Origin of the sequence: Synechococcus sp. WH 5701, assembly GCF_000153045.1 — a bacterium.
Classification (GTDB): Bacteria; Cyanobacteriota; Cyanobacteriia; order PCC-6307; family Cyanobiaceae; genus Regnicoccus_A; species Regnicoccus_A antarcticus.
In genome coordinates this window covers 1,524,651-1,546,187 of the sequence record NZ_CH724159.1, presented here as the reverse complement: position 1 = coordinate 1,546,187, position 21,537 = coordinate 1,524,651, and the positions used below count along the sequence as shown (strand labels likewise).

Annotated in this window: 27 protein-coding genes and 1 tRNA gene; 16 read left to right on the top strand and 12 right to left on the bottom strand. The window is 65.0% G+C overall.

Annotated features, from left to right (window positions below; genetic code table 11):
• Positions 1-25: 25 nt before the first annotated feature.
• Positions 26-613, bottom strand: coding sequence for a ribosome hibernation-promoting factor, HPF/YfiA family (gene hpf, locus WH5701_RS08810; RefSeq protein WP_006171893.1), 588 nt, complete (start codon positions 611-613; stop codon positions 26-28).
• A 53-nt stretch (positions 614-666) separates the two neighbouring features.
• On the opposite strand from hpf, the gene lipB reads away from it, so the two are divergent.
• The 5 genes from lipB (at position 667) to queA (ending at position 6,474) form a co-directional block, all read left to right on the top strand.
• Positions 667-1,344 (top strand): lipoyl(octanoyl) transferase LipB, encoded by a 678-nt coding sequence (lipB, locus tag WH5701_RS08805; RefSeq protein WP_006171892.1) that lies wholly within the window; start codon positions 667-669, stop codon positions 1,342-1,344.
• A gap of 29 nt (positions 1,345-1,373) precedes the next feature.
• On the top strand, positions 1,374-3,335 hold the full coding sequence (locus tag WH5701_RS08800) for an AMP-binding protein (protein ID WP_006171891.1): 1,962 nt from the start codon (positions 1,374-1,376) through the stop codon (positions 3,333-3,335).
• 69 nt (positions 3,336-3,404) lie between these two features.
• Positions 3,405-3,848: a YlqD family protein gene (locus tag WH5701_RS08795; protein ID WP_006171890.1), complete on the top strand. Its 444-nt coding sequence runs from the start codon at positions 3,405-3,407 to the stop codon at positions 3,846-3,848.
• Between the two features lie 68 nt (positions 3,849-3,916).
• Positions 3,917-5,266, top strand: a complete 1,350-nt coding sequence (locus tag WH5701_RS08790; protein WP_006171889.1) for a dihydrolipoamide acetyltransferase family protein — start codon at positions 3,917-3,919, stop codon at positions 5,264-5,266.
• 47 nt (positions 5,267-5,313) lie between these two features.
• Positions 5,314-6,474, top strand: coding sequence for a tRNA preQ1(34) S-adenosylmethionine ribosyltransferase-isomerase QueA (gene queA / locus WH5701_RS08785; protein ID WP_037979864.1), 1,161 nt, complete (start codon positions 5,314-5,316; stop codon positions 6,472-6,474).
• A gap of 51 nt (positions 6,475-6,525) precedes the next feature.
• Here the strand turns inward: queA and WH5701_RS08780 are convergent, their stop codons facing one another.
• The 3 genes from WH5701_RS08780 to WH5701_RS08770 form a co-directional block, all read right to left on the bottom strand.
• Entirely contained in the window at positions 6,526-7,125 is a 600-nt protein-coding gene (locus tag WH5701_RS08780) for a superoxide dismutase (RefSeq protein ID WP_006171887.1), read from the bottom strand.
• Positions 7,126-7,333: 208 nt separating this feature from the next.
• Positions 7,334-8,005, bottom strand: a complete 672-nt coding sequence (locus WH5701_RS08775) for an FKBP-type peptidyl-prolyl cis-trans isomerase (RefSeq protein WP_006171886.1) — start codon at positions 8,003-8,005, stop codon at positions 7,334-7,336.
• Between the two features lie 78 nt (positions 8,006-8,083).
• Positions 8,084-8,425 (bottom strand): phasin family protein, encoded by a 342-nt coding sequence (locus tag WH5701_RS08770; RefSeq protein ID WP_006171885.1) that lies wholly within the window; start codon positions 8,423-8,425, stop codon positions 8,084-8,086.
• Positions 8,426-8,460: 35 nt separating this feature from the next.
• Between WH5701_RS08770 and WH5701_RS08765 the strand changes: the two genes are divergently transcribed.
• Both WH5701_RS08765 and WH5701_RS08760 read left to right on the top strand, forming a co-directional pair.
• Positions 8,461-9,927, top strand: a complete 1,467-nt coding sequence (locus WH5701_RS08765; RefSeq protein WP_006171884.1) for an apolipoprotein N-acyltransferase — start codon at positions 8,461-8,463, stop codon at positions 9,925-9,927.
• A 210-nt stretch (positions 9,928-10,137) separates the two neighbouring features.
• Positions 10,138-10,512 carry an AbrB family transcriptional regulator gene (locus WH5701_RS08760; RefSeq protein ID WP_037979861.1) on the top strand — a complete coding sequence of 125 codons (375 nt, stop codon included), beginning with the start codon at positions 10,138-10,140 and terminating at the stop codon, positions 10,510-10,512.
• A gap of 133 nt (positions 10,513-10,645) precedes the next feature.
• Here the strand turns inward: WH5701_RS08760 and WH5701_RS08755 are convergent, their stop codons facing one another.
• Positions 10,646-10,987 carry an RNA-binding protein gene (locus tag WH5701_RS08755; protein WP_006171882.1) on the bottom strand — a complete coding sequence of 114 codons (342 nt, stop codon included), beginning with the start codon at positions 10,985-10,987 and terminating at the stop codon, positions 10,646-10,648.
• Between the two features lie 127 nt (positions 10,988-11,114).
• On the opposite strand from WH5701_RS08755, the gene WH5701_RS08750 reads away from it, so the two are divergent.
• From WH5701_RS08750 to WH5701_RS08715, 8 genes are all read left to right on the top strand, one after another.
• Positions 11,115-11,678 (top strand): PAP/fibrillin family protein, encoded by a 564-nt coding sequence (locus WH5701_RS08750; protein ID WP_037979858.1) that lies wholly within the window; start codon positions 11,115-11,117, stop codon positions 11,676-11,678.
• Positions 11,679-11,732: 54 nt separating this feature from the next.
• Positions 11,733-12,011, top strand: coding sequence for a cell division protein SepF (locus WH5701_RS08745; RefSeq protein WP_037979855.1), 279 nt, complete (start codon positions 11,733-11,735; stop codon positions 12,009-12,011).
• Between the two features lie 114 nt (positions 12,012-12,125).
• Complete coding sequence (locus WH5701_RS08740) at positions 12,126-12,269, top strand: chlorophyll a/b-binding protein (RefSeq protein WP_006171879.1); 144 nt, start codon at positions 12,126-12,128, stop codon at positions 12,267-12,269.
• Between the two features lie 53 nt (positions 12,270-12,322).
• Positions 12,323-13,048 carry a hypothetical protein gene (locus WH5701_RS15760; protein ID WP_006171878.1) on the top strand — a complete coding sequence of 242 codons (726 nt, stop codon included), beginning with the start codon at positions 12,323-12,325 and terminating at the stop codon, positions 13,046-13,048.
• 165 nt (positions 13,049-13,213) lie between these two features.
• Positions 13,214-13,525 carry a hypothetical protein gene (locus tag WH5701_RS08730; protein ID WP_367279701.1) on the top strand — a complete coding sequence of 104 codons (312 nt, stop codon included), beginning with the start codon at positions 13,214-13,216 and terminating at the stop codon, positions 13,523-13,525.
• 69 nt (positions 13,526-13,594) lie between these two features.
• A complete protein-coding gene (locus WH5701_RS08725; protein WP_006171876.1) occupies positions 13,595-14,335 on the top strand; it encodes a J domain-containing protein in 741 nt (246 codons plus the stop codon).
• Between the two features lie 58 nt (positions 14,336-14,393).
• Complete coding sequence (locus WH5701_RS08720; RefSeq protein ID WP_006171875.1) at positions 14,394-15,059, top strand: SDR family oxidoreductase; 666 nt, start codon at positions 14,394-14,396, stop codon at positions 15,057-15,059.
• 4 nt (positions 15,060-15,063) lie between these two features.
• Positions 15,064-16,599: an alpha-amylase family protein gene (locus tag WH5701_RS08715; RefSeq protein ID WP_006171874.1), complete on the top strand. Its 1,536-nt coding sequence runs from the start codon at positions 15,064-15,066 to the stop codon at positions 16,597-16,599.
• Here WH5701_RS08715 and WH5701_RS08710 read toward each other — a convergent pair.
• The 4 genes from WH5701_RS08710 to WH5701_RS08695 all read right to left on the bottom strand — a co-directional run bounded on the left by WH5701_RS08710 (position 16,588) and on the right by WH5701_RS08695 (position 18,968).
• Positions 16,588-17,079, bottom strand: coding sequence for a hypothetical protein (locus tag WH5701_RS08710; protein WP_156776617.1), 492 nt, complete (start codon positions 17,077-17,079; stop codon positions 16,588-16,590). The two genes, WH5701_RS08715 and WH5701_RS08710, sit on opposite strands and share 12 nt — an antisense overlap.
• Before the next feature lie 119 nt (positions 17,080-17,198).
• Complete coding sequence (locus WH5701_RS08705; RefSeq protein ID WP_037979849.1) at positions 17,199-17,960, bottom strand: flavodoxin family protein; 762 nt, start codon at positions 17,958-17,960, stop codon at positions 17,199-17,201.
• Between the two features lie 118 nt (positions 17,961-18,078).
• Positions 18,079-18,522 carry a DUF6691 family protein gene (locus tag WH5701_RS08700; protein WP_006171871.1) on the bottom strand — a complete coding sequence of 148 codons (444 nt, stop codon included), beginning with the start codon at positions 18,520-18,522 and terminating at the stop codon, positions 18,079-18,081.
• Entirely contained in the window at positions 18,519-18,968 is a 450-nt protein-coding gene (locus WH5701_RS08695) for a YeeE/YedE family protein (protein ID WP_006171870.1), read from the bottom strand. Before WH5701_RS08695 ends, WH5701_RS08700 begins: the two co-directional genes overlap by 4 nt.
• A 116-nt stretch (positions 18,969-19,084) precedes the next feature.
• On the opposite strand from WH5701_RS08695, the gene WH5701_RS18420 reads away from it, so the two are divergent.
• Positions 19,085-19,378, top strand: coding sequence for a Nif11 family protein (locus WH5701_RS18420; protein ID WP_006171869.1), 294 nt, complete (start codon positions 19,085-19,087; stop codon positions 19,376-19,378).
• A 250-nt stretch (positions 19,379-19,628) separates the two neighbouring features.
• On the opposite strand, the gene WH5701_RS08685 is transcribed toward WH5701_RS18420, so the two are convergent.
• The 3 genes from WH5701_RS08685 to argF form a co-directional block, all read right to left on the bottom strand.
• Positions 19,629-19,701, bottom strand: a tRNA-Ala gene (locus WH5701_RS08685).
• A gap of 96 nt (positions 19,702-19,797) precedes the next feature.
• Entirely contained in the window at positions 19,798-20,436 is a 639-nt protein-coding gene (gene lexA, locus WH5701_RS08680) for a transcriptional repressor LexA (protein WP_006171863.1), read from the bottom strand.
• A gap of 80 nt (positions 20,437-20,516) precedes the next feature.
• Positions 20,517-21,488, bottom strand: a complete 972-nt coding sequence (gene argF / locus WH5701_RS08675) for an ornithine carbamoyltransferase (protein WP_006171862.1) — start codon at positions 21,486-21,488, stop codon at positions 20,517-20,519.
• Positions 21,489-21,537: the final 49 nt, after the last annotated feature.

Sequence of the window (21,537 nt, the reverse complement as noted above, 5' to 3'; positions counted from 1 at the left end):
CGGGGCTGGGAGGATTCAGGACGGGTCAGGATTCCTTCGGCTGGATCACACCGAATCCACCATGGTTGCGGCGATACACCACCTGGAGACCACCACTGGATTCCTCACGGAACACATAGAAATCGTGGTCGATCAGCTCCAGCTGGTGCAGGGCCTGATCCAGGCTCATCGCAGGCATCGAGAAGTACTTGCGGCGCACGGCCGGGACCGGCAGGGCCGGCTCCCGGTCGCCGATCAGATCATTGGGAAGAACTCCTTCCAGGCTGGGCTGTTCGGTATCGTCGCCTACGTTTGCTGGGGATCCGGCTCCGTGATGATTGCTGAGGCGATCCTTGTAGCGGCGCAGCTGACGGCTCAGCTTGCCCGCCACCATGTCGATGCTGGCGTAAAGGTTCTCACTGCGTTCCTGGGCACGAATCACCACTCCATTGGCAAAGACCGTGACCTCAGCGGTCTGTTGAGCCACCCTGGGGTTGCGCGCCACGGAGAGATGAACATCGGCTTCTTTGACCAACCCTTCGTAGTGATTGATGGCCCGGCCGAGCTTCGCTTCCGTGTAATCGCGGATCGCCGGTGTGACATCGAGATTGCGGCCGTGAATCAACAGCTTCATCGAGCAGTCCCTTCGCTTGTCGTTCCGATCCAACTGTAGGAAGCCGTTCGCGCATGACTCCGGCCCTCGACGCAATCCTTGTTGAACCACCTCTGCCCGTGCCCTTTGACCAGGCCTGGGCCTGGCAGCGGGAACTGCAGGGGCGGCTGCTGCGCGACCCCGATGGCCCCGAAGCCCTGCTGCTGCTGCAGCACACCCCCTGCTACACCCTGGGCCGCGGCGCCAGCGAGCGGTTCCTGCGCTTCGATCCCGCCGACCCCCCAGCCCCCCTCTTCCGCATCGACCGCGGCGGGGAGGTGACCCACCACCTCCCCGGCCAGCTGGTGGCCTACCCGGTGCTGGCTCTGCAGCGCCACGGCGGCGATCTCCATCTCTATCTGCGCGATCTGGAGGCGGCAGTGCTGGAGGTGCTGGCGGTCCTCGGGCTCAGGGGAGAGCAGCTGGAGGGCCTGACCGGTGTCTGGCTGGAGGGGCGCAAGGTGGCGGCGATCGGCGTGGGTGCCCGCCGCTGGATCAGCCAGCACGGCCTGGCCCTCAACGTGTCCTGCCCGCTGGAGGGCTTCAGCGCCATCGTCCCCTGCGGATTGAAGGGTCATGGGGTGACGCGCCTCAGCGACTGGTGCCCAGGGCTGACCACCGCCACGGTTCAGACCCTGCTGCGCCAGGCCCTGGCACGGCGGTTCGGGTTGGGGCTCCGGCCACCGAAGCCCACGGAACTGCCCTGGCGGTGATAAGCCTGGGCCACGCTCAGGACGGGACCATGGACGGCAAAGCCTCGATCCTCTGGTCGGGGGACCGGCTTGATGAGCAGGCCCTGGCCCAGCGCGACGACTGGCGTGGGCTCCAGGGGCTGGAGGGTCTCTGGCCGATCCTCGCCCAGCGCCATGGGGAGGCGATCGCCCTCGATGCTCCCCACGCCCATCCGCCGGAGCAGCTCTCCTACCGCGAGCTCGACGACCGCATCCAGCGGGCGTCAGCGGCCTTCGCGAGCCTTGGCCTGGGGGAGGGGGAGGTGGTGGCCCTGTTCGCCGAAAACAGCCCCCGCTGGCTCGTGGCGGATCAGGGGATCATGCGCTGCGGCGCAGCGGATGCCGTGCGCGGCAGCGGCGCTCCCCTGGAGGAGCTCCGCTACATCCTCGACGACTCCGGGGCCGTGGGGTTGGTGGTGGAGTCCGCGGCCCTGCTGGAGCGCCTGGCCCAGGAGCCGGGCGCCCTGGGGGGGCTGCGCTTCGTGGTGGTGCTTGAGGATCGAGCCCCTTCCGGCAACGGCACCCCCCCGTCCCCTGTGCCGAGACAGCTGAGCTGGGAGGCCTTCGAGGCCCTTGGCTGCAGCCAGGACGCCGCCGCGCCGCCTCTGCCGAGCGGCGGGCCAGAACGCCTGGCCACCTTGCTCTACACCTCAGGCACCACGGGCCGTCCCAAAGGCGTCCCCCTCAGTCAGGCGAATCTGCTGCACCAGTTGCGCACCCTGGGGGTGGCCGTGGCTCCCCGGCCGGCCGATCGGGTGCTGAGCGTGCTGCCGATCTGGCATGCCTACGAGCGCACCGCCGAATACTTCCTGCTCTCCTGCGGCTGCCGCCAGAGCTACACCACCCTGAAACATCTGCGCCCTGATCTGCAGCGGGTGAGGCCCCAGTACATGATCAGTGTGCCGAGGCTGTGGGAGGCCCTGCTGGCCGGCTTCGAGGATGCCCTCGAGGCCATGCCCCCCTCCCGTCAGGGACTGATCCGACAGGCCCTGCGGCTGAGCCGCTGGCATGGCCAGTCGCGCCGTCGTGCCCTTGATCTCACCCTGGAGTCCGAATCGCTGCCGGGTCGGCTGGCCGCAGGCCTGGGCTGGCTGCTGAGCTGGCCGGGCCACGGCCTGGCCTCCGTCCTGCTCTGGCCCAAGGTGCGCCAGCAGCTCTCGGGTGGGGCCCTGCGCACGGCCATCAGCGGCGGAGGCGCCCTGGCCCTGCATGTGGATGGCTTCTTCGAAGCGATCGGCATCGAGCTGCTGGTGGGCTACGGCCTCACCGAAACCAGCCCGGTGCTGGCCTGCCGCCGCCCCTGGCGAAACCGGCGCGGCAGTGCGGGTCAGCCCCTGCCGGAAACGGAACTTCGCATCGTCGATCCCGACAGCGGTGCAGCGCTGGGCTGGCGCCAGCGGGGCCGGGTGCTGGCCCGCGGTCCCCAGGTGATGGCCGGCTACTTCGGCAAGCCCGAGGCCACCGCTGCGGTGCTGGATGCCGCCGGCTGGTTTGACACGGGCGATCTCGGCCATCTTCTGGCCGATGGAACCCTGGTGCTCACCGGCCGGGCCAAGGACACGATCGTGCTCAGCAGTGGCGAGAACATCGAACCGGGACCCCTGGAGGAGGCCCTGGTGGCCCATCCGCTGGTGGAGCAGGTGATGCTGGTTGGTCAGGACCGCCGCCAGCTCGCCGCCCTGGTGGTGCCCCGCCCGGAACCCCTGGCCGCCTTCGCCAGGGCCCGGGAGCTGCCCGTCCCCGGGACCACCGCTGATCCGGCCGACCGGGCCCTGCTCAAGGCTCTCAGTGGCGAATTCAACCGGCTGCTGGCGGCCAGGCCGGGGTCGCGGCCCGACGAACGCCTGGCCGGGGTGGCCCTGGTGGAGCCCTTTTCGATCGAAAATGGACTGCTCACCCAGACCCTCAAGCAGCGCCGTGATCGCATCACCGTGCGTGACGAGGCGGCGATCGAGGGGATCTACCAGGCCTGAGCTCTCTCGGTGCCCTCGGTTGACCGCTGGACGCCGGGCTGAGAGCCTGGTCATTGCGATCCCTCTCCCATGACTGAAGGCCATACCCTCACGATCAAGCGCACGATCACGGTGCGGGCCGTGGTCACCCCCCGCTGGAAGGAGGACGCCGAGCGGGAGCTGAGTGCCGCGGTCAGCAACAGTGACCAGCAGCTGTCCCAGCTGGAGCAGGAGGGGCAGCAGCTGGTGGATGAGATCCGCCGTCAGAGCCTCAACCCGCTCGATCCCCGCGTGCAGGAGCAGGTGGCCTCGGTCCAGCAGCAGGTGGCGGCCAAGCGGGCCGAGTTCGAGGAGCAGAAGCGCACCCTGATCGAGCAGCAGCGTCAGGTACGCGATCTCGAGTTCGATCAGATCGTCGACCAGGGCCAGATCGAGGGCACCTGCAAGATCAAGGTGGGCGACAACCTGGTGGAGAAACTGCAGGTGGCCGTACTGGTGCGCGACGGCGTGGTGGAGGCGATCGAGGGGGGCTGAGCTTCCGGCTCGGCGCTTGGAGGGGTCGCACGTAAAATCCTGACGCAGCCTGCATTGGGATCAGGACTTTGGCGACCCACGAAATCTTCATGCCCGCCCTGAGCTCCACGATGACGGAGGGCAAGATCGTGGAGTGGCTGAAGAAGCCCGGCGATCGCGTCGAGAGGGGCGAGTCGGTGCTGGTGGTGGAGTCCGACAAGGCCGATATGGACGTGGAGGCCTTCCAGGAGGGCTTTCTCGCCTCGGTGTTGCTGCCCTCCGGCGGCACGGCCCCGGTGGGTGAAACGATCGGCCTGATCGTTGAAACCGAGGCGGAGATCGCGGCGGTCCAGGCTTCGGCGCCGGCAGCACCGGCGGCGGCCCCGGTTGCACCAGCACCAGCTGAGGCTCCAGCGTCTGTGGCGGCCGCTGTCCCGCCGCCGGCAGCACCGGCGGCTCCCGTGCCTGCTCCTGTGGCAGTTCCTTCATCAGCGCCCGTGGCCATGGCCACCGGCGGGCGGCTGGTGGCCACTCCACGAGCCCGCAAGCTCGCCGGTCAGCTCGGTGTTGCTCTTGAAAGCCTGCGAGGCAGTGGCCCCCATGGCCGCATCCAGGCCGAAGACGTCGAGCGGGCAGCCGGCCAGGCCGCCAGCCTGCCCCGCGTGGCGGAGGGCACAGCCCCTGCGGTCACGTCAGCGCCTGCCGCCGCCGCATCGGCCAACGGCTCAGCGGCACCGGCCCCCGTCGGCCAGGCCTTCGGCAACCCCGGCGACACGGTGGCCTTCAACACCCTGCAGGCGGCGGTCAACCGCAACATGGTGGCCAGCCTGGCGGTGCCCTGCTTCCACGTGGGCTACACGATCACCACCGACCGGCTCGATGCGTTCGCCAAGTCGGTGAAGAGCAAGGGCGTCACCATGACGGCTCTGATCGCCAAGGCGGTGGGTGTGGTGCTCGCCCGCCACCCCCAGGTCAATGCGTCCTTCAGCGAAGGCGGCATGGTTTATCCCCCCGCCATCAATGTGGCCGTGGCAGTGGCCATGGACGACGGTGGTCTGATCACGCCGGTGCTGGCCGCGGCCGATCGCACTGATCTGTACAGCCTCTCGCGCTCCTGGGCCGATCTGGTGGCCCGCTCCCGCTCCAAACAGCTGAAGCCCGAGGAGTACAGCACCGGCACCTTCACCCTCTCCAACCTGGGCATGTTCGGCGTCGACCGCTTCGACGCGATCCTGCCGCCGGGTACCGGAGCGATCCTGGCGGTGGCGGCCTCCCGTCCCGCCGTGGTGGCCGGCAAGGACGGCTCGATCGCCGTCAAACGCCAGATGCAGGTGAACCTCACGGCCGATCACCGGGTCATCTACGGCACCCATGCCGCTGCTTTCCTCAAGGACCTGGCCCAGCTGATCGAGACGGCCCCGGAAAGCCTGGCCCTCTGAGTTCTGTTGTTTCTGTTGTTTCCTCGGCCCGAGCGGGCCCTGCAGCCCTGAGCTACCCGTCCACCGATCTGCGGCTCTCCAGCTACGACTACGACCTGCCGCCGTCGTTCATCGCCCAGACGCCCGCCGAGCCCCGCCACAGTGCCCGCCTGCTGGCTCTGGGCCCAGCCGGCGCGGCTGCCGGCTCAGACCCAGAGCAGGTCAGGCACCTCAGGGTCTGGGATCTGCAGGGGGAACTGCGCCCGGGTGATCTGCTGGTGGTCAACGACACTCGGGTGCTCAAGGCCCGGCTGCAGGCCCGCCGCGCCAGCGGTGGTGCCGTGGAGTTGCTGGTGCTGCAGCCTTATGACAGTGCCGCCCCCAGGGAGGCGGCTGTGGCTTCCAGCGACAGCTGCTGGATCTGCCTGGTGCGTCCCGGCAAGCGGGTGCGGCCTGGCGAGGTGCTTCAGCTCGAGGCCGCCGGTCAGCCGCCCCTGCCCTTGGAGGTGGTGGCCCTCGATGAGGCCAGCGGCGGGCGGGTGATCCGTTTCCCCCCCGGCTGCATCGATGCCTCCTCGATCGAGGCCCTGTTGCAGCGTTACGGGGCGATGCCGCTGCCCCCCTACATCCAGCATCCGGATCCTGAGCAGGAGAGCCGCTACCAGACCCGCTATGCCGCCAGGCCCGGAGCGGTGGCTGCCCCGACGGCGGGCCTGCATCTGAGCGATGAACTGCTGGAGGCGATCCGCGCCAGGGGCGTGGCCATCGCCACCGCCACGCTGCACGTGGGCATCGGCACCTTTCGCCCCCTGGAGGAGGAGGATCTCTCCAGCCTGGATCTGCACAGCGAGTGGGTGGAGATCAGTCAGGAGCTGGTGGATTCGGTGGCCGCCTGCCGGCGGCGGGGTGGGCGGGTGATCGCGATCGGCACCACCAGCGTCCGCAGCCTGGAGGGGGTGGCGGCGCTCCATGGCGGCAGCCTGGTGCCATTTCGCGGACCCGTGAATCTGGTGATCCAGCCGGGATTCCGCTTTCAGCTGGTGCAGGGACTGCTCACCAATTTCCACCTGCCGCGCAGTTCGCTGCTGCTGCTGGTGAGTGCCCTGATCGGTCGGCCGCGTCTGCTGGATCTCTATGAGGAGGCCAAGAGCCAGGGCTATCGCTTCTTCTCCTATGGCGATGCCATGTGGATCGCGCCGGAGGCGGTGCTGGAGGCGGCGCGCCCCTGAGAGGGCGGCCGCCTGGCTTGGGAGGGATGGCCCCAAAAGGGCCGGAGACGATCAGGCGGCGGCCAGGTTGGCGGCCACGAAGTCCCAGTTCACCAGCTTCTCCAGGAAGGTGGTCATGTAATCCGGGCGCTTGTTCTGGTAATCGAGGTAGTAGGCGTGCTCCCAAACATCCATCGTGAGGAGAGCCTTCTGACCGTGGGCCAGGGGCAGATCCGCGTTGGCGGTCTTGGTGATCTTGAGCGTCCCGCCATCGAGGATCAGCCAGGCCCAGCCACTACCGAACTGGGTGGCGCCGGCAGTCTTGAACTGCTCCACGAAGGCTTCGAAGCTACCGAAATCGGCGTTGATCTTCTCGGCAAGGGCACCGCTGGGCTGGCCGCCGCCCCCGGGCTTCATGCACTGCCAGTAGAAGCTGTGGTTCCACACCTGGGCAGCGTTGTTGAACACTCCGGCCTTGGAGGCATCACCCGCCACGCTGGTGATCACGTCCTCAAGGCTCTTGCCGTCGAGATCGGTGCCGTCCAGAAGTTTGTTGAGGTTGGCGACGTAGGCGGCGTGGTGCTTGCCGTGGTGAAACTCGAGGGTGGTCTGAGAGATATGGGGCTCGAGCGCGTTGATGTCGTAAGGGAGAGCGGGCAGCGTGTGAGCCATGAACAGTGCAACGAAGGGTGGTAACGGGCGGAGCCCATGGGGGACCGCCGGTCAAGGTCATGGAACGGGGCACAGGCTGCATCCCGGCGGCACGTCGAGAAAAGGCGAGCCAGGTCTGTCACCAATGTGACCATGAGCTGCTTGACCGGCAATCCACCGGTAAGGTCATCCTAACGAGGTGCGCCCAGGCCCAGCCGCAGGAAGCAGGTCAGCCCCCGACCCCAAGCAGTTCTACCTCGAAGGTGAGGGTGGCGTTGGGGGGAATGACGCCGCCGGCACCCCGCTCGCCATAGGCCAGATCAGGGGGAATCACCAGCTTGCGCTTTCCACCCACCTTCATGCCGGCCACGCCTTCATCCCAGCCCTTGATCACCCGACCGGCGCCGAGGGGGAAGGAGAAGGGGCCACGGCCATAGCTGCTGTCGAATTCTTTGCCGCTGGCGAGGGTGCCGCGGTAGTTGACCTGAACCGGCTGGCCGCTCACGGCTTCGGCTCCCTCGCCCACCACCAGGTCGGTGATGCGCAGGCCACTGGGGGTCACCACTTCCTTGGCAGCGACCAATTCGCCACCCAGCCCGGCAGCGCCGCTCTGGGCAACAGAAGCGTCGGCAAGGGCGCCGGGATCGTTAGGACTGTCGGAAGCCATGGTGAACAGCGAAGGATTCGGATCGTCGGGGTCCAGCTCGATCCGGCCGCTGCGGGCGGCAGGGGCCTGCTTGGTGGCCGTGCCGGTCGCAGCCACGGCAACGGAGCCTAGGGAGGCGGAGTTGACTGCCCCGTCGCCGCTGGCCTCCACCGTGCTCGGGGAGATCAGCTGACTGGCCACGGCCAGCAGCAGGCAGGCGACGCAGACGCCGGTGCTGATCAGGATGTCACGCATGGGTCGGGGGATGGCGGCGGGGCTCGATGGAGCTGATTGGGATTCTGCCAGCGCCGGGGATGATGCCCCTGGGACCCGTCAGTCGGGCACTTCGGCCGCTTCCCGCCGGCTGCGCAGCAGTTGCTCCAGCCGGTCGATGCGGCCTCGCAGCTCGTCCACCTCTCGCTGGCGGGCCAGCCCGAGGTCTTGAAGGAAATGATCGATGTTGCGCTCCATGGTGCGCTCGGCCTGCTTTTCAAGCTCGGGGTTCTCGCCCCGCAGGGAGCGCATCACGTCGTCAACGAGCACCGAAGCTTCGCCGGGATCCAGGCGGCCGCTTGTCACCCAGGCCTGGGTGACGTTGCGCAGACGGTCGGCCACCAGGGAACTGGTGCCCAGTCCACGCAGGATCAGTTGCTGGAGCAGATTGTCCCGGTCCATGGCGGCAAGCGCTGACCATCTGATGATGTCGTTGCATGCCGGCGCAGGCCATGGGAGATGACCGGCGCCTGAGGGTGATCACCGCCCTTGCCGGCGCCCTTGCCGGGCTCTCCCTGGCACCCCTGGGTCTGCCCCCGTTGCTCTGGCTGGCTCTGGTTCCCCTCTGGGGCTCTTCCCCCGCTGGCGCTGGCCTCTGGGGGGCCGCAGCGGTGCTGGTCAGTCACCGCTGGCTGCTCTGGCTTCACCCCCTCGACTGGATCGGCGTTCCCGGGCCCCTGAGCCTGCCGATCTGCCTGGCGATCTGGCTGGCCTGCGGCCTGGCCGGGGGGGTGCTGGTGGCGAGCTGGGGCTGGCTTGTGCGCCGCCTCGACCCACGCCGGCTCGCCACGGCGTTGCTGGCCTCGGGGCTCTGGGGTCTGGCGGAAGTGCTGCTGGCTGCTGGTCCCCTGTTCTGGATCGGCCTGGGAGTCTCCCCCCTGCCCGCGGACCGCCCCCTGGCCGGGCTGGCGGCTGTGGGGGGATCCGGCCTGGTGGCCGCCGTTCAACTGTTGATCGGCTGGTTCTGCTGGCGCACCCTGGTGGCGCCAGCGCCCAGCCGCCCAGGCTGGGCGCTGGGCCTGGCCGCTCTGCTGTTGTTCAGCCATGGCCTCGGCTGGAGCCAGCTGCGGGCTGACCGGGCAGAGCGTGGAGAGGTCTTCCGGGTCCTGGTGCTGCAGCCGGCGCTGCCCACGCGGGAGAAGTTCGAACCCGATCGCCAACGGGACCTGCTGCTGCAGATCGCCAGGGCCCGCCAGCAGGCGGCCACCCTGGGGGTGCCCCTGCTGCTGCCGGAAGGAACGCTGGTGCTGGGGCAGGCCATGCCCGAGGCCGAGGCGGAAGTGCTCAGCGGTGGCTTCCGCCTCGAGGGGGAGGAGTTGCGCAGCAGTGTCCTGCGATTCGCGCCCAGTGCAAGTGAGGCCTCAGGTTGGGTCGACAAGGCGCGTGTGGTGCCCCTGGGCGAATGGGTGCCTCTGGCTCGCCTCTGGCGCTGGGGTGGACTGTCTGCGGTGGGCGGTGTGGAGCCTGGCCCGCCCTCGCGGCTGCTGAGGCGCAGCGGCGCTGATCCGGCGGTAGCGATCTGCTACGAGCTGGCCAATGGTGAGGGGCTGCGCGAGGCCACCGTGGCGGGGGCCGGCTGGTTGCTGGCCAGTGCCAATCTCGATCCCTATCCAGCCCTGCTGCGTGATCAGTTCACGGCCCTGGCCCAGCTGCGCGCGATTGAGGTGGGCCGCTGGTTGGTGAGCACCGCCAATACGGGCCCCAGCCTGGTGATCGACGGCCGGGGGGTGGTTCGCGCTGCCTTGCCGCCGGGGCATCCGGAGCTGGGGGTGTTCGAACTGGAGCGTCTGAAGCGGTCCACGACCTATCAAATCTGGCGTGAAGCACCCTTGATCCTGATGATTCTGCTGGGGGGAGCCGGTTGGTTCTGGTTTCAGCGCCCTCGCCTCAGCCATTCCCATTGAACGGATCGGAAGGGACTAGCCAATGCAGTGAGGATCCTGCAACTTCCTGGCCATGACTCAACTGATCGGGATCAGGATGTCCTGACCGGGAATGTGCGATGACCAGGATCTTCGCTGGATCTGAACTGGTCTGGTCAGGTTGCTTTGTCCGCCCACCTCGACCAACCCACGCCATTCAGTATGTTGGCAGTGATGTTCTCAACGAATGCCATGTTGACGGGTGCCGATCTGCTCGCCAAGGTCAAGGAGCTTGGCGAGGTAAGCAAATCCGAGCTGGTGCGCTCTGCCGGCTATGTCAGTACCAAGAAGGACGGCAGTGAACGATTGAACTTCACGGCGTTCTACGAGGCTCTGCTTGAGGCCAAGGGCGTCAACCTCGGCTCCACCGGTGGCGGACAGGCCGCCGGTAAAGGTGGCCGCAAACTCAGCTACATCGCCACCGTTCAAGGCAACGGCAACTTGCTGGTGGGCAAGGCCTACACGGCTCTGCTCGACCTCAAGCCCGGGGATGAGTTCGAGCTGAAGATCGGCCGAAAGCAAATCCGCCTAGTGCCCGTCGGCGCTGAAGACGAAGGGGAGGAGTGATTCTTTCTCCGCCTGCTTGAAGCCACTGGGCGCCCGGCCTGACGGCCCGGGAGCCCAACAAAAAACCCCGCCGAAGCGGGGTTGATCAATGGGCCAAAGTCAGGTGAAGCTGAGCTGAAGCCCTGGCCAGAACTCAGTAGCGGCTGCGACCGCCGCCTCCTCCGTAGCCACCACCGCCGCCGCCGTAGCCGCCGCCACCGCCGCGATTGCCACCACCACCACCACCACCGCCACCGCGGGGCTCGGCTTTGTTGACCCGGATCATCCGGTTCATCCATTCGACGTTCTGAAGATCGTCGATGGCCTTCTGCTCTTCGGCATCGTTCGCGAGTTCCACGAAAGCGAAACCGCGCTTGCGTCCAGTTTCCCTGTCAAGGGGCAGGCTGCACTGGCGGACTTCTCCGTACTGACTGAAAAGGTCACGGAGATCCTCTTGCTCGGCATCGAACGAGAGGTTGCCTACGTAGATTGTCATGTAACTTTAAATAACTTGAACCGATCTGTCGACGGCTGGAAGTGTTGCTCTCACCAGTGATCGAAAAATCAACCCTCACTCTACACAGGCCCCCGGCCCCAGGTTTCCCACCCACCCCCTTGGTGCCATGGCCATGACTCCCCGCGACCAATTGCTCGAAGGGTTGCGCAATCCCGCTGCCCTCGGCGATCAGCGGATCCGCTCCCTGATCGAAACCCTTGAGCGGGAGTTCCCCGCTGATCTCCTGCGACGGCCGGAGCCTTTGGAGGGGGTCTGGGAGTTGCGCTGGAGCAGCAGCCGGGCTCCTTACCTGCGGGTGGCCCCATGGATCGAGAACCTTCAGGTGCTTGCTCCGGCCCGTGGCCGGGCCATGAACCTGCTGCGCCCCAGTGGTGCCTTCTCGGGCCTGGGCGGCATCGCCGTGCTGGCGCGGATCGCGATTCAGGGGCCCCAGCGCGTCTCGGTGACTTTCGAGCGCGGAGGCTGGATCGGCCCGGCCCTGGGATCGGCGCAGTTGCGTCTGATGCGGCGGGTGAGCCAGAGCTACCCGGCCTGGCTGGACATCACCGTTCTGGATCAGGAGTTGCGGGTCTGCCGGGGGCAGACCGGGACCCTCTTCGTTCTGCGGAGGCGAGAGGAGCTGCGCTGCGACGACCTTCTCGCCCTGGCCGAACCTGTGCCACAACTCTGACCCGAGCGGGTGCAGCGGTTGGCGCCGCTTGGCTGCCCATGGCACCGTGATGGCATGGATCGGTTTTCCGACTTGCCTCCCGAAGTCGTTCTGATGGAACCGCACCGCTTCGAGGACGTCCTGCAGGCGGTTCAGGCGGTGCGTGAGCGCAAGACCGTGGTGCTCAACTTCGGCTCGATGCCACCGGAAGAGGCCCAGCGCTCGGCGGATTTCGTCTCCGGTGGTGTGTTCGCCCTCGATGGGCACCAGGAACGTCTCGGGGAGATGGTCTTCCTCTTCGCCCCCTTCGGTGTGGACGTGAGCCGGGACCCCGGCAGCAGTGCCGAGCCGTGAGCTGGAGGCCTGAGCCGCTGAGGATCCGCAGCACGGCCGCATCAGCCCTTGGTCGCCTCTTAACAATGCTCAAAGATTTGTGTTACGCTTCGCAAAGCACATCGCACTCCATCCATGACTGACTCCACCACCCGCTTCGGTTTCGTCGCTTTCGCTGAAACCTGGAATGGCCGCCTTGCCATGCTCGGCTTCGTGATCGGCCTGGCCACCGAGCTCCTCACCGGTCAGGGCATCCTCAGCCAGATCGGTCTGGGCTGATCGCCGTCTCCACGAGCGACATGTTCCCCGTCATGACGGGTTCAGCTCCGGCCATGACCAGAACTCTGGCGTTCACCTTCAGTCTTGCTCCTCCCCAGCCGGGGGAGGAGCAAGACTGCTGGCAGCAGGTGATTGCTGATCATCAGGCATCCCTGAATGAAGCCCGTGCTCTGCGTATCCTCCGCTGCCCCCAAGGATGGACCGGCAGCCTGGATGACCTTGTTCAGGACGGTCGGGCCACTGCTTCATGCGAAGACCCCTTCGCCGATTCTTCCACGGTCGGCTCGACGCGGGAGCGCTTGATCTGCGATGCCGTCATTCCCCGTTTTGATGCCGCTCACCTCTGGTTGCAAGTGCATCTGCTCGACTGTGGCAACGGTGATCCGGCCACCGACCACCCACTTCGCTGCCAATGGCTCGATGCAGTCCCGCTGCAGCAGCTGAGCAATGAAACCTGTTGGTTCTATCCAACTGAGGATGGCCATTACCTTGCGTCAGAACGATCCTGCTCGGTTCGTCTCGGTGTAGGCGTACTGGCGGAGGGCTTGCCGATCTCCCAGACTTGGTCCTACGACCGGGGTGATCTGCGTCTGCTCTGGTCGTTGATGGCCGATGACGAGGATCTCAGTTGCGTGGGGCTGACCTACCAGCGCCGTCGCATCGAATTTCCTCGACAGGCAGAGATTCCAGCCGCCAGTGCCACCTGGTCGTCCTTCCGGGTGGATTGCATCGCCGATCCATCCTTCCAGCGCCTCTCGACGATTTCAACCTACAGCTGACGGCTCCCTCACCCCTGGCTGAAGCAACATCACACCCGTGAACTCCACGCTGCGCAGGGTTGGATTGGCTCCTGTGCTGAGGTCAGCGAAAGACTCAGCCACTCGAAAATCGGGCTGATCGAAAGCCCGCAGGAAGATCCACGATCGTGGCGAGTCAGGCCGTTGGTGTGCGATCACGTCGAACCACTGACTTGCGATACGATTTCGGCGACTGTTGCTTGTTCGGTAATGATTGTGATCAAGGTCGCAAACTCTTCTTCGGTGGTGGCCTCGCGTATCGGTCGCTTTCTTGCTGATCTCACTCCCAGTGGCTTCGATCAGAACAAAGTGGAAGATGAATTAATGAAACAGTTGGTGGAACAGCTTGCGGCCCAGGGCATTCAAGGCGAGGTGGCAGCTGTGCGAGGAATGGATCTGCATAACAAGGACTTCAAGATTGAGCAGCGTATCCAGGTGCGTCGGCATCAGTTTTTTTAGATCTGGGACAGCATGGTCCTGTGTGGCGCTGCTGCAGCTGGCCGCCGATGCGCCTCAGGCCGATTGAGCATGGGGTTTGATCCGCGCAGCTGGGCTCGAGTGCCGGCTCGGGGAGCCCAGGTCACCGCCAACATCGACGCGCTGCTCGCCGAGAACGAAGCGCTGAGACGGGAAGTGGCTCATCTCCGCGGGCAGCTGTTCCGCCGGCAGTCCCCTGGACCTGCTTGCAGGGGGGATGTCAGTGCCGAGTGGGTGCAGGTCTGGGGTGAGGCGCTCGCCAGTCATCCCCGCTGGCGTGAGCTGCGGGTGGGGGCCTCGGCGCGGGTGGGGGAGAGGCTGGTCTTCAGCGGCCTGCGTGGCCTGCTCGAGCACTTGCGCGGCCAGTGGAGTGATCCGCGTGCCCAGCTGGAGGAGGAGCTGGATCGCCGCCTGCCAGGTCTCGGCAGCTCCCTGCGGCAGGCCATGCGCGGCCCGCAGACCAAGGCTCGCCTGGCGGTAAGGCTCGCCTTCGCCATCTATGGCGTGCGGGCGCCTGAATGGCTCTCGGAATCGCCTTTGCGTGTGGTCGACGACCTGCTGGAGCGGATCGCCGCCCTTGAACAGGAGGACGCCCGGCCGGCCCCGGCCGAGGACAGCAGCGATCCTGAGCGGGCCGCCGCCTTCGCGCTGCTCGGTCTGCGCAGGGGTGCCTCGCGCGAAGCCATCAAGCGGGCGCACCGCCGCCTGGTGAAGGCCCACCATCCCGACCAGGGTGGATCCGTTGACGACTTTCGCCGCATCCATGCGGCCTACCAGCTGCTGATGGCCTGAGACCAGCTCCGATCCCCCATACGATCCCTCCATCAGCCGATCCCTGTCCCGTTGCACCATGGCCACCCACCTGATCACCGGCGCCAACCGTGGCATCGGCGCTGAGTATTGCCGACAGCTGCGGGCCCGCGGGGAGGAGGTGGTGGCGGTCTGCCGCACCGCTTCACCGGAGCTGGAGGCGCTGGGGGTGCGCGTCGAAGCCGGTGTGGACATCACCTCCGAGGCCGCGATCGATTCCCTGGTGGAGCGGCTGGGAGATCTGGCGATCGACGGGTTGATTCACAACGCCGGTGTGTATGAATCCACGAGCCTGGAGACGCTGGATCCCCAGAGCCTGCGCCGCCAGTTCGAGGTGAATGCCATCGCCCCCCTGCAGCTCACCCGAGCCCTGCTGAATCATCTGCATCCCGGCTCCAAGGTGAGCCTGATGACCAGCCGGATGGGCTCGATCGCGGATAACAGCTCCGGGGGCTCCTACGGCTACCGGATGTCGAAGGTGGCGCTCTGCATGGCCGGCAAATCGTTGGCAGTCGATCTCAAACCGCGGGGCATCGCCGTGGCCATCCTTCACCCCGGCCTGGTGAGCACCCGCATGACGGGCTTCACGGCCAACGGCATCACACCAGAGCAGTCGGTGCGGGGCCTGCTGGAGCGCATCGACGCCCTCAGCCTGGAGACTTCCGGCACCTTCTGGCATGCCAACGGTGAGGTGTTGCCCTGGTGATCCGATGAAGCTCCGCTCGCTGGCTGGTTCGATCACTGGCCTGATCCTCTCGATCGGCGGATTCGGGGGATGGCTCCTCGGCTTCAGTGCTGAAGTCAGGGCGGATGTGATCCTGCATGCCTTCGATTGGTCGTATGCAGACATAGCCGAGCAGGCCGAGGCGATCGCGGCACTCGGGTACAAGGCGGTGCTGGTGACACCTCCGTTGAAATCCCCGAAATCAGAACGTTGCGAGTGGTGGCTGCGGTATCAGCCTCAGGATTTTCGGGTGATCGACCATTGTGATGGCAACAAGGAGTCCCTCGTTCTGGCGATTCAGGCTCTCAAGGCCAGGGGTGTGAAGACCTACGCCGATGTGGTGGTCAATCACATGGCGAATGAGAGAAATGCCGCAACTGTGTTTCCAGGTGATGTCACTCTGCGGGAGTATCAGGATCAGCAGCAGTACTGGAGCCGGCAGATTCTTTATGGTGACAGTAGCCATGATGGAATTCTCGATAACGGAGTGATCCCAGATGACGGCACTCCTGATGGGCTATTCGGGCCACAGGACTTTCACTCTGGAGCCTGTATTCGCGATTACAACAACCGTTCATCGGTGATTCGCGACCGTATCTGCGGTCCTGATCCTGATCCAGGTCTGCCCGATCTGATGGACACCGAACCCACCAGGACCTGGGTGCAGGACCAACGCAAGCAATATGTTCAGGCTCTCTACGACCTTGGCATCCGCGGTTTCCGCATCGATGCCGCCAAGCACATGCCGAATGGCGCCATCAAGTCCTTTGTGCCAGAGGAGGTTGCCAGAAATTCCCATGTTTTCGCGGAGATCATCACATCTGGTGGAGCCACCTCGAGTGATTATCAGCAGTATCTGGAACCCTACCTCCGGGAACTTCCAGCGGAGTTTGGTGCCTATGATTTCCCTCTGTTCAATGCGCTCAAGCAGGCCTTCTCGTTTGGACGCCCTCTCTCGGATGTCGCTTTTCCCTTTCCTAGTGGCGATGCCCTGGCCAGCAACCGTGCCGTCACCGTGGTGGTCACCCACGATATTCCCTACAATGAAGTATTCAGGCCACTGATCTTTGATCAGAATGCTGAGGCTTCTGTTGATGAACATTTAGCCTATGTGTACATCATGGGTCGAGATGGTGGGACCCCCCTGGTGTTTGACGATCAGTCGGATGGCCGCTCCAACAACGGCCGCTGGCGCGATGTGTGGAACAGTGATCGAATGCGGCGCATGATTGCCTTCCACAACCTCATGCAGGGCAAGTCGATGGAGGTGATGGCCGCTGACGCCTGCACCCTGCTCTGGCGCCGGCAGGAGGACGGGATCGTGGCCATTAATAAATGTGGTCAGCAGCGATCGATCACAGTGGACACCCGTTTCAAGTTCAGGTGGAATCACCCCTACCGCGACATGCTCACGGATGCTGTGCTTCCTGAAATCAAGGGAACCAGGTACACGTTTCACATCCCGGCCCGTAGCGCCAGGATGTGGGTTGCGTTTGGCTCCAGCGTAGTCCTACGCCACTAGCGCGATGATCTGGGCCGCGAAAGTCACCGCGGGCTCGCTGTTAGGAGGGATTGGTCCTTCCGGAAATGGAGATACTGAATGGAAATCAAGATCAATGGGCGGTGAGAGGAAGGAGGCATGGAACACATTCGAATAGCTGCCATCCGCCAAGGCGAACTGCAGCCCACTGGTGCTGAGCTGCGGGCCGTCAGCCACTCCCTGTCGCCGAACCTGATTGTCTCCGGTGTAGGGGACACCGGTGTCGGGATTCACATTTCCTGGAATGCCTTCGCCGGCAGGAAACAGTCCCGTGATCCGCACTCCGTTGCGGCGACCGATGATGGCATCAATTCCGTACGATCCATCGCCATCTCGATCAGGGTCTGTCAGGAGCAGCCCGCCGGCTGTGACAGGATCCACCTCCGCATCGAGGCCTCGGTACTGCCAGGACCAGATCACTGTGGTGCTTGGGTAAATTCCGAACAGGGAAATCTTCTGCACGTTTGGGAGTCCCTCCATGGGGATCAACCTCTGCTCATGGAACTTGGCTTCTCAATCTACCGCCATCCGTTGGAATGTTCGCCATCAAGGAGAGTCGAACGCGGTCAGCGTTGTCTGACTCACGCTCGGTGCTCGGGATTCAGAAGATCCTGATGGCAGCCTGCATCCCAGCGGCTTGGCACATTCCCATGGGCCGGATAGCCGCCAGTGTCCTTGAGCATTCGTGCCAGGTGAAGGCAATTCCAGGCCAGGAAGGTGGTGTTCCGATTCGTGAATTCATTCTCCGGTCCGCCCGACCCCGGATCCAGGTAGGACGGTCCAGGCCCTGCTTCTCCCACCCATCCCGCATCGGCTTGGGGCGGGATGGTGTAGCCAATGTGTGAAAGAGAAAAAAGAATATTCATGGCGCAGTGTTTGATTCCATCCTCGTTACCGCTGATCACGGTAGCGCCTACTTTCCCGTAGTCGTGGTATTGGCCTCTGGCGTTGACCTTGTGGGTGTAGCCGTACATTCGCTCCAGTACGCGGTTGCAGACAGAGCTCTTTTCTCCAAGCCACACCGAGGTGCAAAGTAAGAGAATGTCACATTGATCGATCTTTTCCTGAATCTCTGGCCAGTCGTCATTTGTCCACTCCGCAGTCTGACTCATGTCCAATCCAAGCCCTGCCGCGATGTCATAGTCCACAGGTCGGAGGATCTCACACGCTGCGCCTACTGATGCAAAGACGTCACGGGCGATGCTGATCACGCCTTCAGTATGGGATAGTAATGGCGTGCGATTCAGTGTGCAATTAAGAATCAAAACCTTCAAGTCTGTGTAGCTAGAAGGGGCTGTCTCGCCTAAACTGAGAATGATCTCTGAGCATCTCTGGCTCGTCATTAATGGGTATGCGGGTGCTGAGTATTGCATTCTAAGTGCGTCTTCCCTTCGACCTCGCCTCTAGATGGTGTAATCCTGCACAATCAATCATCAAGGGCCGAGCAGGTCAGTCAAGCGCCTAGACCATGTCGTTCTGCGGTCTGGCCGCTTGCCTGGCCAGGCTTTCGGACAGCAGGCCCTGGAGATAAGCTCCCAGAAACATGCCGGCCAGTCCGATCAACACAGGCCCGTTGCCGATGCCCAGGCTGGCTACCGCCGCTCCGGGACAAAGGCCAGACAGGCCCCAGCCCACACCGAAGATCACCGCACCTGGCACAGTGCCGGGCAGCATGCGCTTCACCTGGTGGGAGAAGGGCAAGCCCAGCAGGGTCGTGGATCGCAGCCTCGGGGCCAGGTGGTAGCCGATGGTGGTGACAGCCAGGGCTGAGGCCATCAGTAGCAGCAGGCCAAAGTCGCGCAGCTGCAGGAAGCTCAGCACCACCTCGGGACGGGTCATGCCGCCCAAGGCCAGTCCGTAGCCGAACAGGCCTCCACCAAGCAGGATCGCGATCAGGCGCTTCATGGGGTCACCCCCAGCAGGCGCACGATCTGGGCCGTGACGATGGCCACACCCATGAACACGGCGACGGCCAGCAGCGAGGCCCTGGAGAACGAGGCCAACCCGCAGATGCCATGTCCGGAGGTACAGCCTGAAGAGAGCCGGGTGCCGAAGCCCACCAACAACCCACCCAGCGCAAGACGCCACCAGCTCACCGATGTGACGAAGAACGCCTGGTTGATCCAAGCGAACAGCCAGGCTCCAAGCACCAGGCCCAGCGCGAACAGCAGCCGCCACTGCCTGGAGCTTCGCTCTGCTTTGAGCGGCGTGATATAGGTGAGGGTCGAGCTCAGAAAGGAACTGGCTCCCGCTTTGACCCCCAGGGTGAGATACATGACCATCAGCCCCAGGCCAATCAGCAGCCCCCCGGACAGGTAGGGCGTGATGCCTTGGGGAAACGCGTCACTCATCGATCTGGTCACTCCGTGACAGCCGGAAGCTAGCCATGGACCCAGCTCCATGCCAACAGCAGCGTCCCGTTCTGGCGCTGGTGGCAGGATGAGAGAACGTGAACGGATCAGAAGCGATGATATCGCCATCCGAATCACTGCAGAAATTTCTGACTTCTGTCCATGCGGACGCCGACCTGCAGGAGGGACTGAACCGTCCTGAGGTCATGGAGGCTGCCGTGAGGGTTGCCCGTGCGGCCGGCTTCCTTTTACGCGACGCCGATCTGATCGCCTCTCCTGCTGTGCTCACCAGGCTGGAGAGCGACGGGGCACGTCCTGCCGAGGGCGATGTCATCGATTTCGACGGCGATGGCGAGCCTGATGCCGTGCAGCGCGGTGGGCGTTGGGTGATGCAGGACTCCGATTCCTGATCAGGTGCGTGGGAGGTGACGATGAACCTTGTGGGTTGCGCCTCAACCTGCAATGACAGCCGATCTCGTCGTGCACTGGAACATGTCCTGAAGCTCGGAGCTCGGCCAATTCTGACTGCGGAAATCACGCCCCACGGCCTAAGGAATCAGAGGAAAATCCTCTGACAAAACTGTGTGGAGTTGGCAGGAATTATTTGGGAAAGTTTGTCTGTTGTACGGCCGGTCTTGGGCGGAAGGACTGAGAAATCAATGGAGCCAAGCGGACTCGAACCGCTGACCCCCTGCATGCCATGCAGGTGCTCTACCAGCTGAGCTATGGCCCCATGTGTTGGCCTGGCGAACCGAACGCTGGACGATCGGCTGGGCCTTTGGGCCCTCGCTTTGGCGCTTGAAGAGCTTACAACCCAGCGGTCAGCTGCTCACACCTGGCGCCAGACCGCCACCATGCGGCCCTGGACGGTGACCTGCTCGGCCTCCAGCTCGATCGGCGCGTAGGCGGGGTTGGCGGCTTCTAAGCGCACTTTGCCTCCCTTGCAGCTGAAGTGCTTCAAGGTGGTGCCGCTGCCGGCCACGTGGGCCGCCACGATCGTGCCGGGCCTGAGCCGGGCCGGATCGATCACGGGCTCCATCAGCACGATGTCCCCGTCGTCGATGTGGGCGTCCACCATGCTGTCGCCGTTCACGGTGAGGGCGAACAGGCCGCGGGTGTCCAGCAGCGGCGCGAGATCGAGGCGCTCGCGCACGTCGTCGAAGGATTCGATCAGGCCGCCGGCGGCCACCGAGCCCAGCACGGGAATCCCCCCGGTGCCGGAGGGACCCAGCAGCTGGAGGGTGCGGGCCTGGCCTTCCTGCCAGGTGATCCAGCCCTTCTGCTGCAGGTGCCGCAGCCGGCTCTGGATCGGCGCCGGGGAGCGCAGCCCCATTGCCTCCATCATCTGGCGGATCGAGGGGCTGTGGCGATGCTGCTGGATGTACTGCACCAGCCAGTCGTAGAGCTGCTGCTGGGCACTGGTGAGGTCCTGGCCGCTGGGGGCGGTTGGTCTGGAGGAGACGATCACCGGCAGTACGCATGAACCATGACCCCAGTGTTCCCCCGGGGGCGCCGGTTGTCTACCCCCCCAGAGCATCGGTTGTCGCCTCAGAGGCAGGGCGTTTCCGGATCAGCCAGCAGGGCAGCCAGCAGGGCCTGCTGCACATGCAGACGGTTCTCCGCCTGATCGAACACCCGGCTGGCGCTGCCTTCGATCACGCCGGCACTGATCTCCTCGCCGCGGTGGGCCGGCAGGCAATGCAGCACGATGGCGCGGGGGTCGGCTTCCGCCAGCAGCGCCTCATCCACGCAGAAGCCCGCGAAGGCCTGCAGCCGCTGCTGCTGCTCCTGCTCCTGGCCCATTGAGGCCCACACATCGGTGTAGAGCACTTCGGCTCCCCGCACCGCCGGCACTGGCTCATGCAGCACCGAGACCGTGGCGGCGCGGCCCGCCAGCGCCTGGGCCTGGGCCAGCACGGCGGGATCGGGTGCAAAGCCTTCCGGGCAGGCCACGCGCACGTTGATTCCGAGCAGGGCGCCGCAGAGCATCAGCGAGTGGGCCATGTTGTTGCCATCACCCACGTAGGCCATGGTGAGGCCTTTGAGGGAGCCGAAGCTTTCGCGGATGGTGAGCACATCAGCCAGGGCCTGACAGGGGTGCTCCAGATCGGTGAGGGCATTGATCACCGGAATCGAGGCCCAGTGGGCGTACTCGGCCAGCTCCTGCTGCTCGAAGGTGCGGATCGCCAGGGCATTCACGTAACGGCTCAGCACCCGGGCGGTGTCGGCCACCGGTTCGCCGCGGCCCACCTGGGTCACGGAGGGGTTGAGGTCGAGGACCTGGCCCCCCAGGCGGCCCATCGCCACGGAAAAGCTGACGCGGGTGCGGGTGGAGGCCTTGGTGAAGATCAGGCCGAGGGACTTGCCGCTCAGGTCGAGGCGCAGGGAGCCACTTTTGAAATCTGCCGCCAATTTCAGCAGCGCCAGGGTCTGCTCAGCATCCAGATCCGCTGAAGACAGCAGATCCCGGCCGCGCAGACCAGCGAGACCGGGATAGCTCTGAGTGAAGTGCGGTCCCATGACCCCATTTCAAAGATCCCTTATCGGGGACAACGTGCCCCCGCGTCAA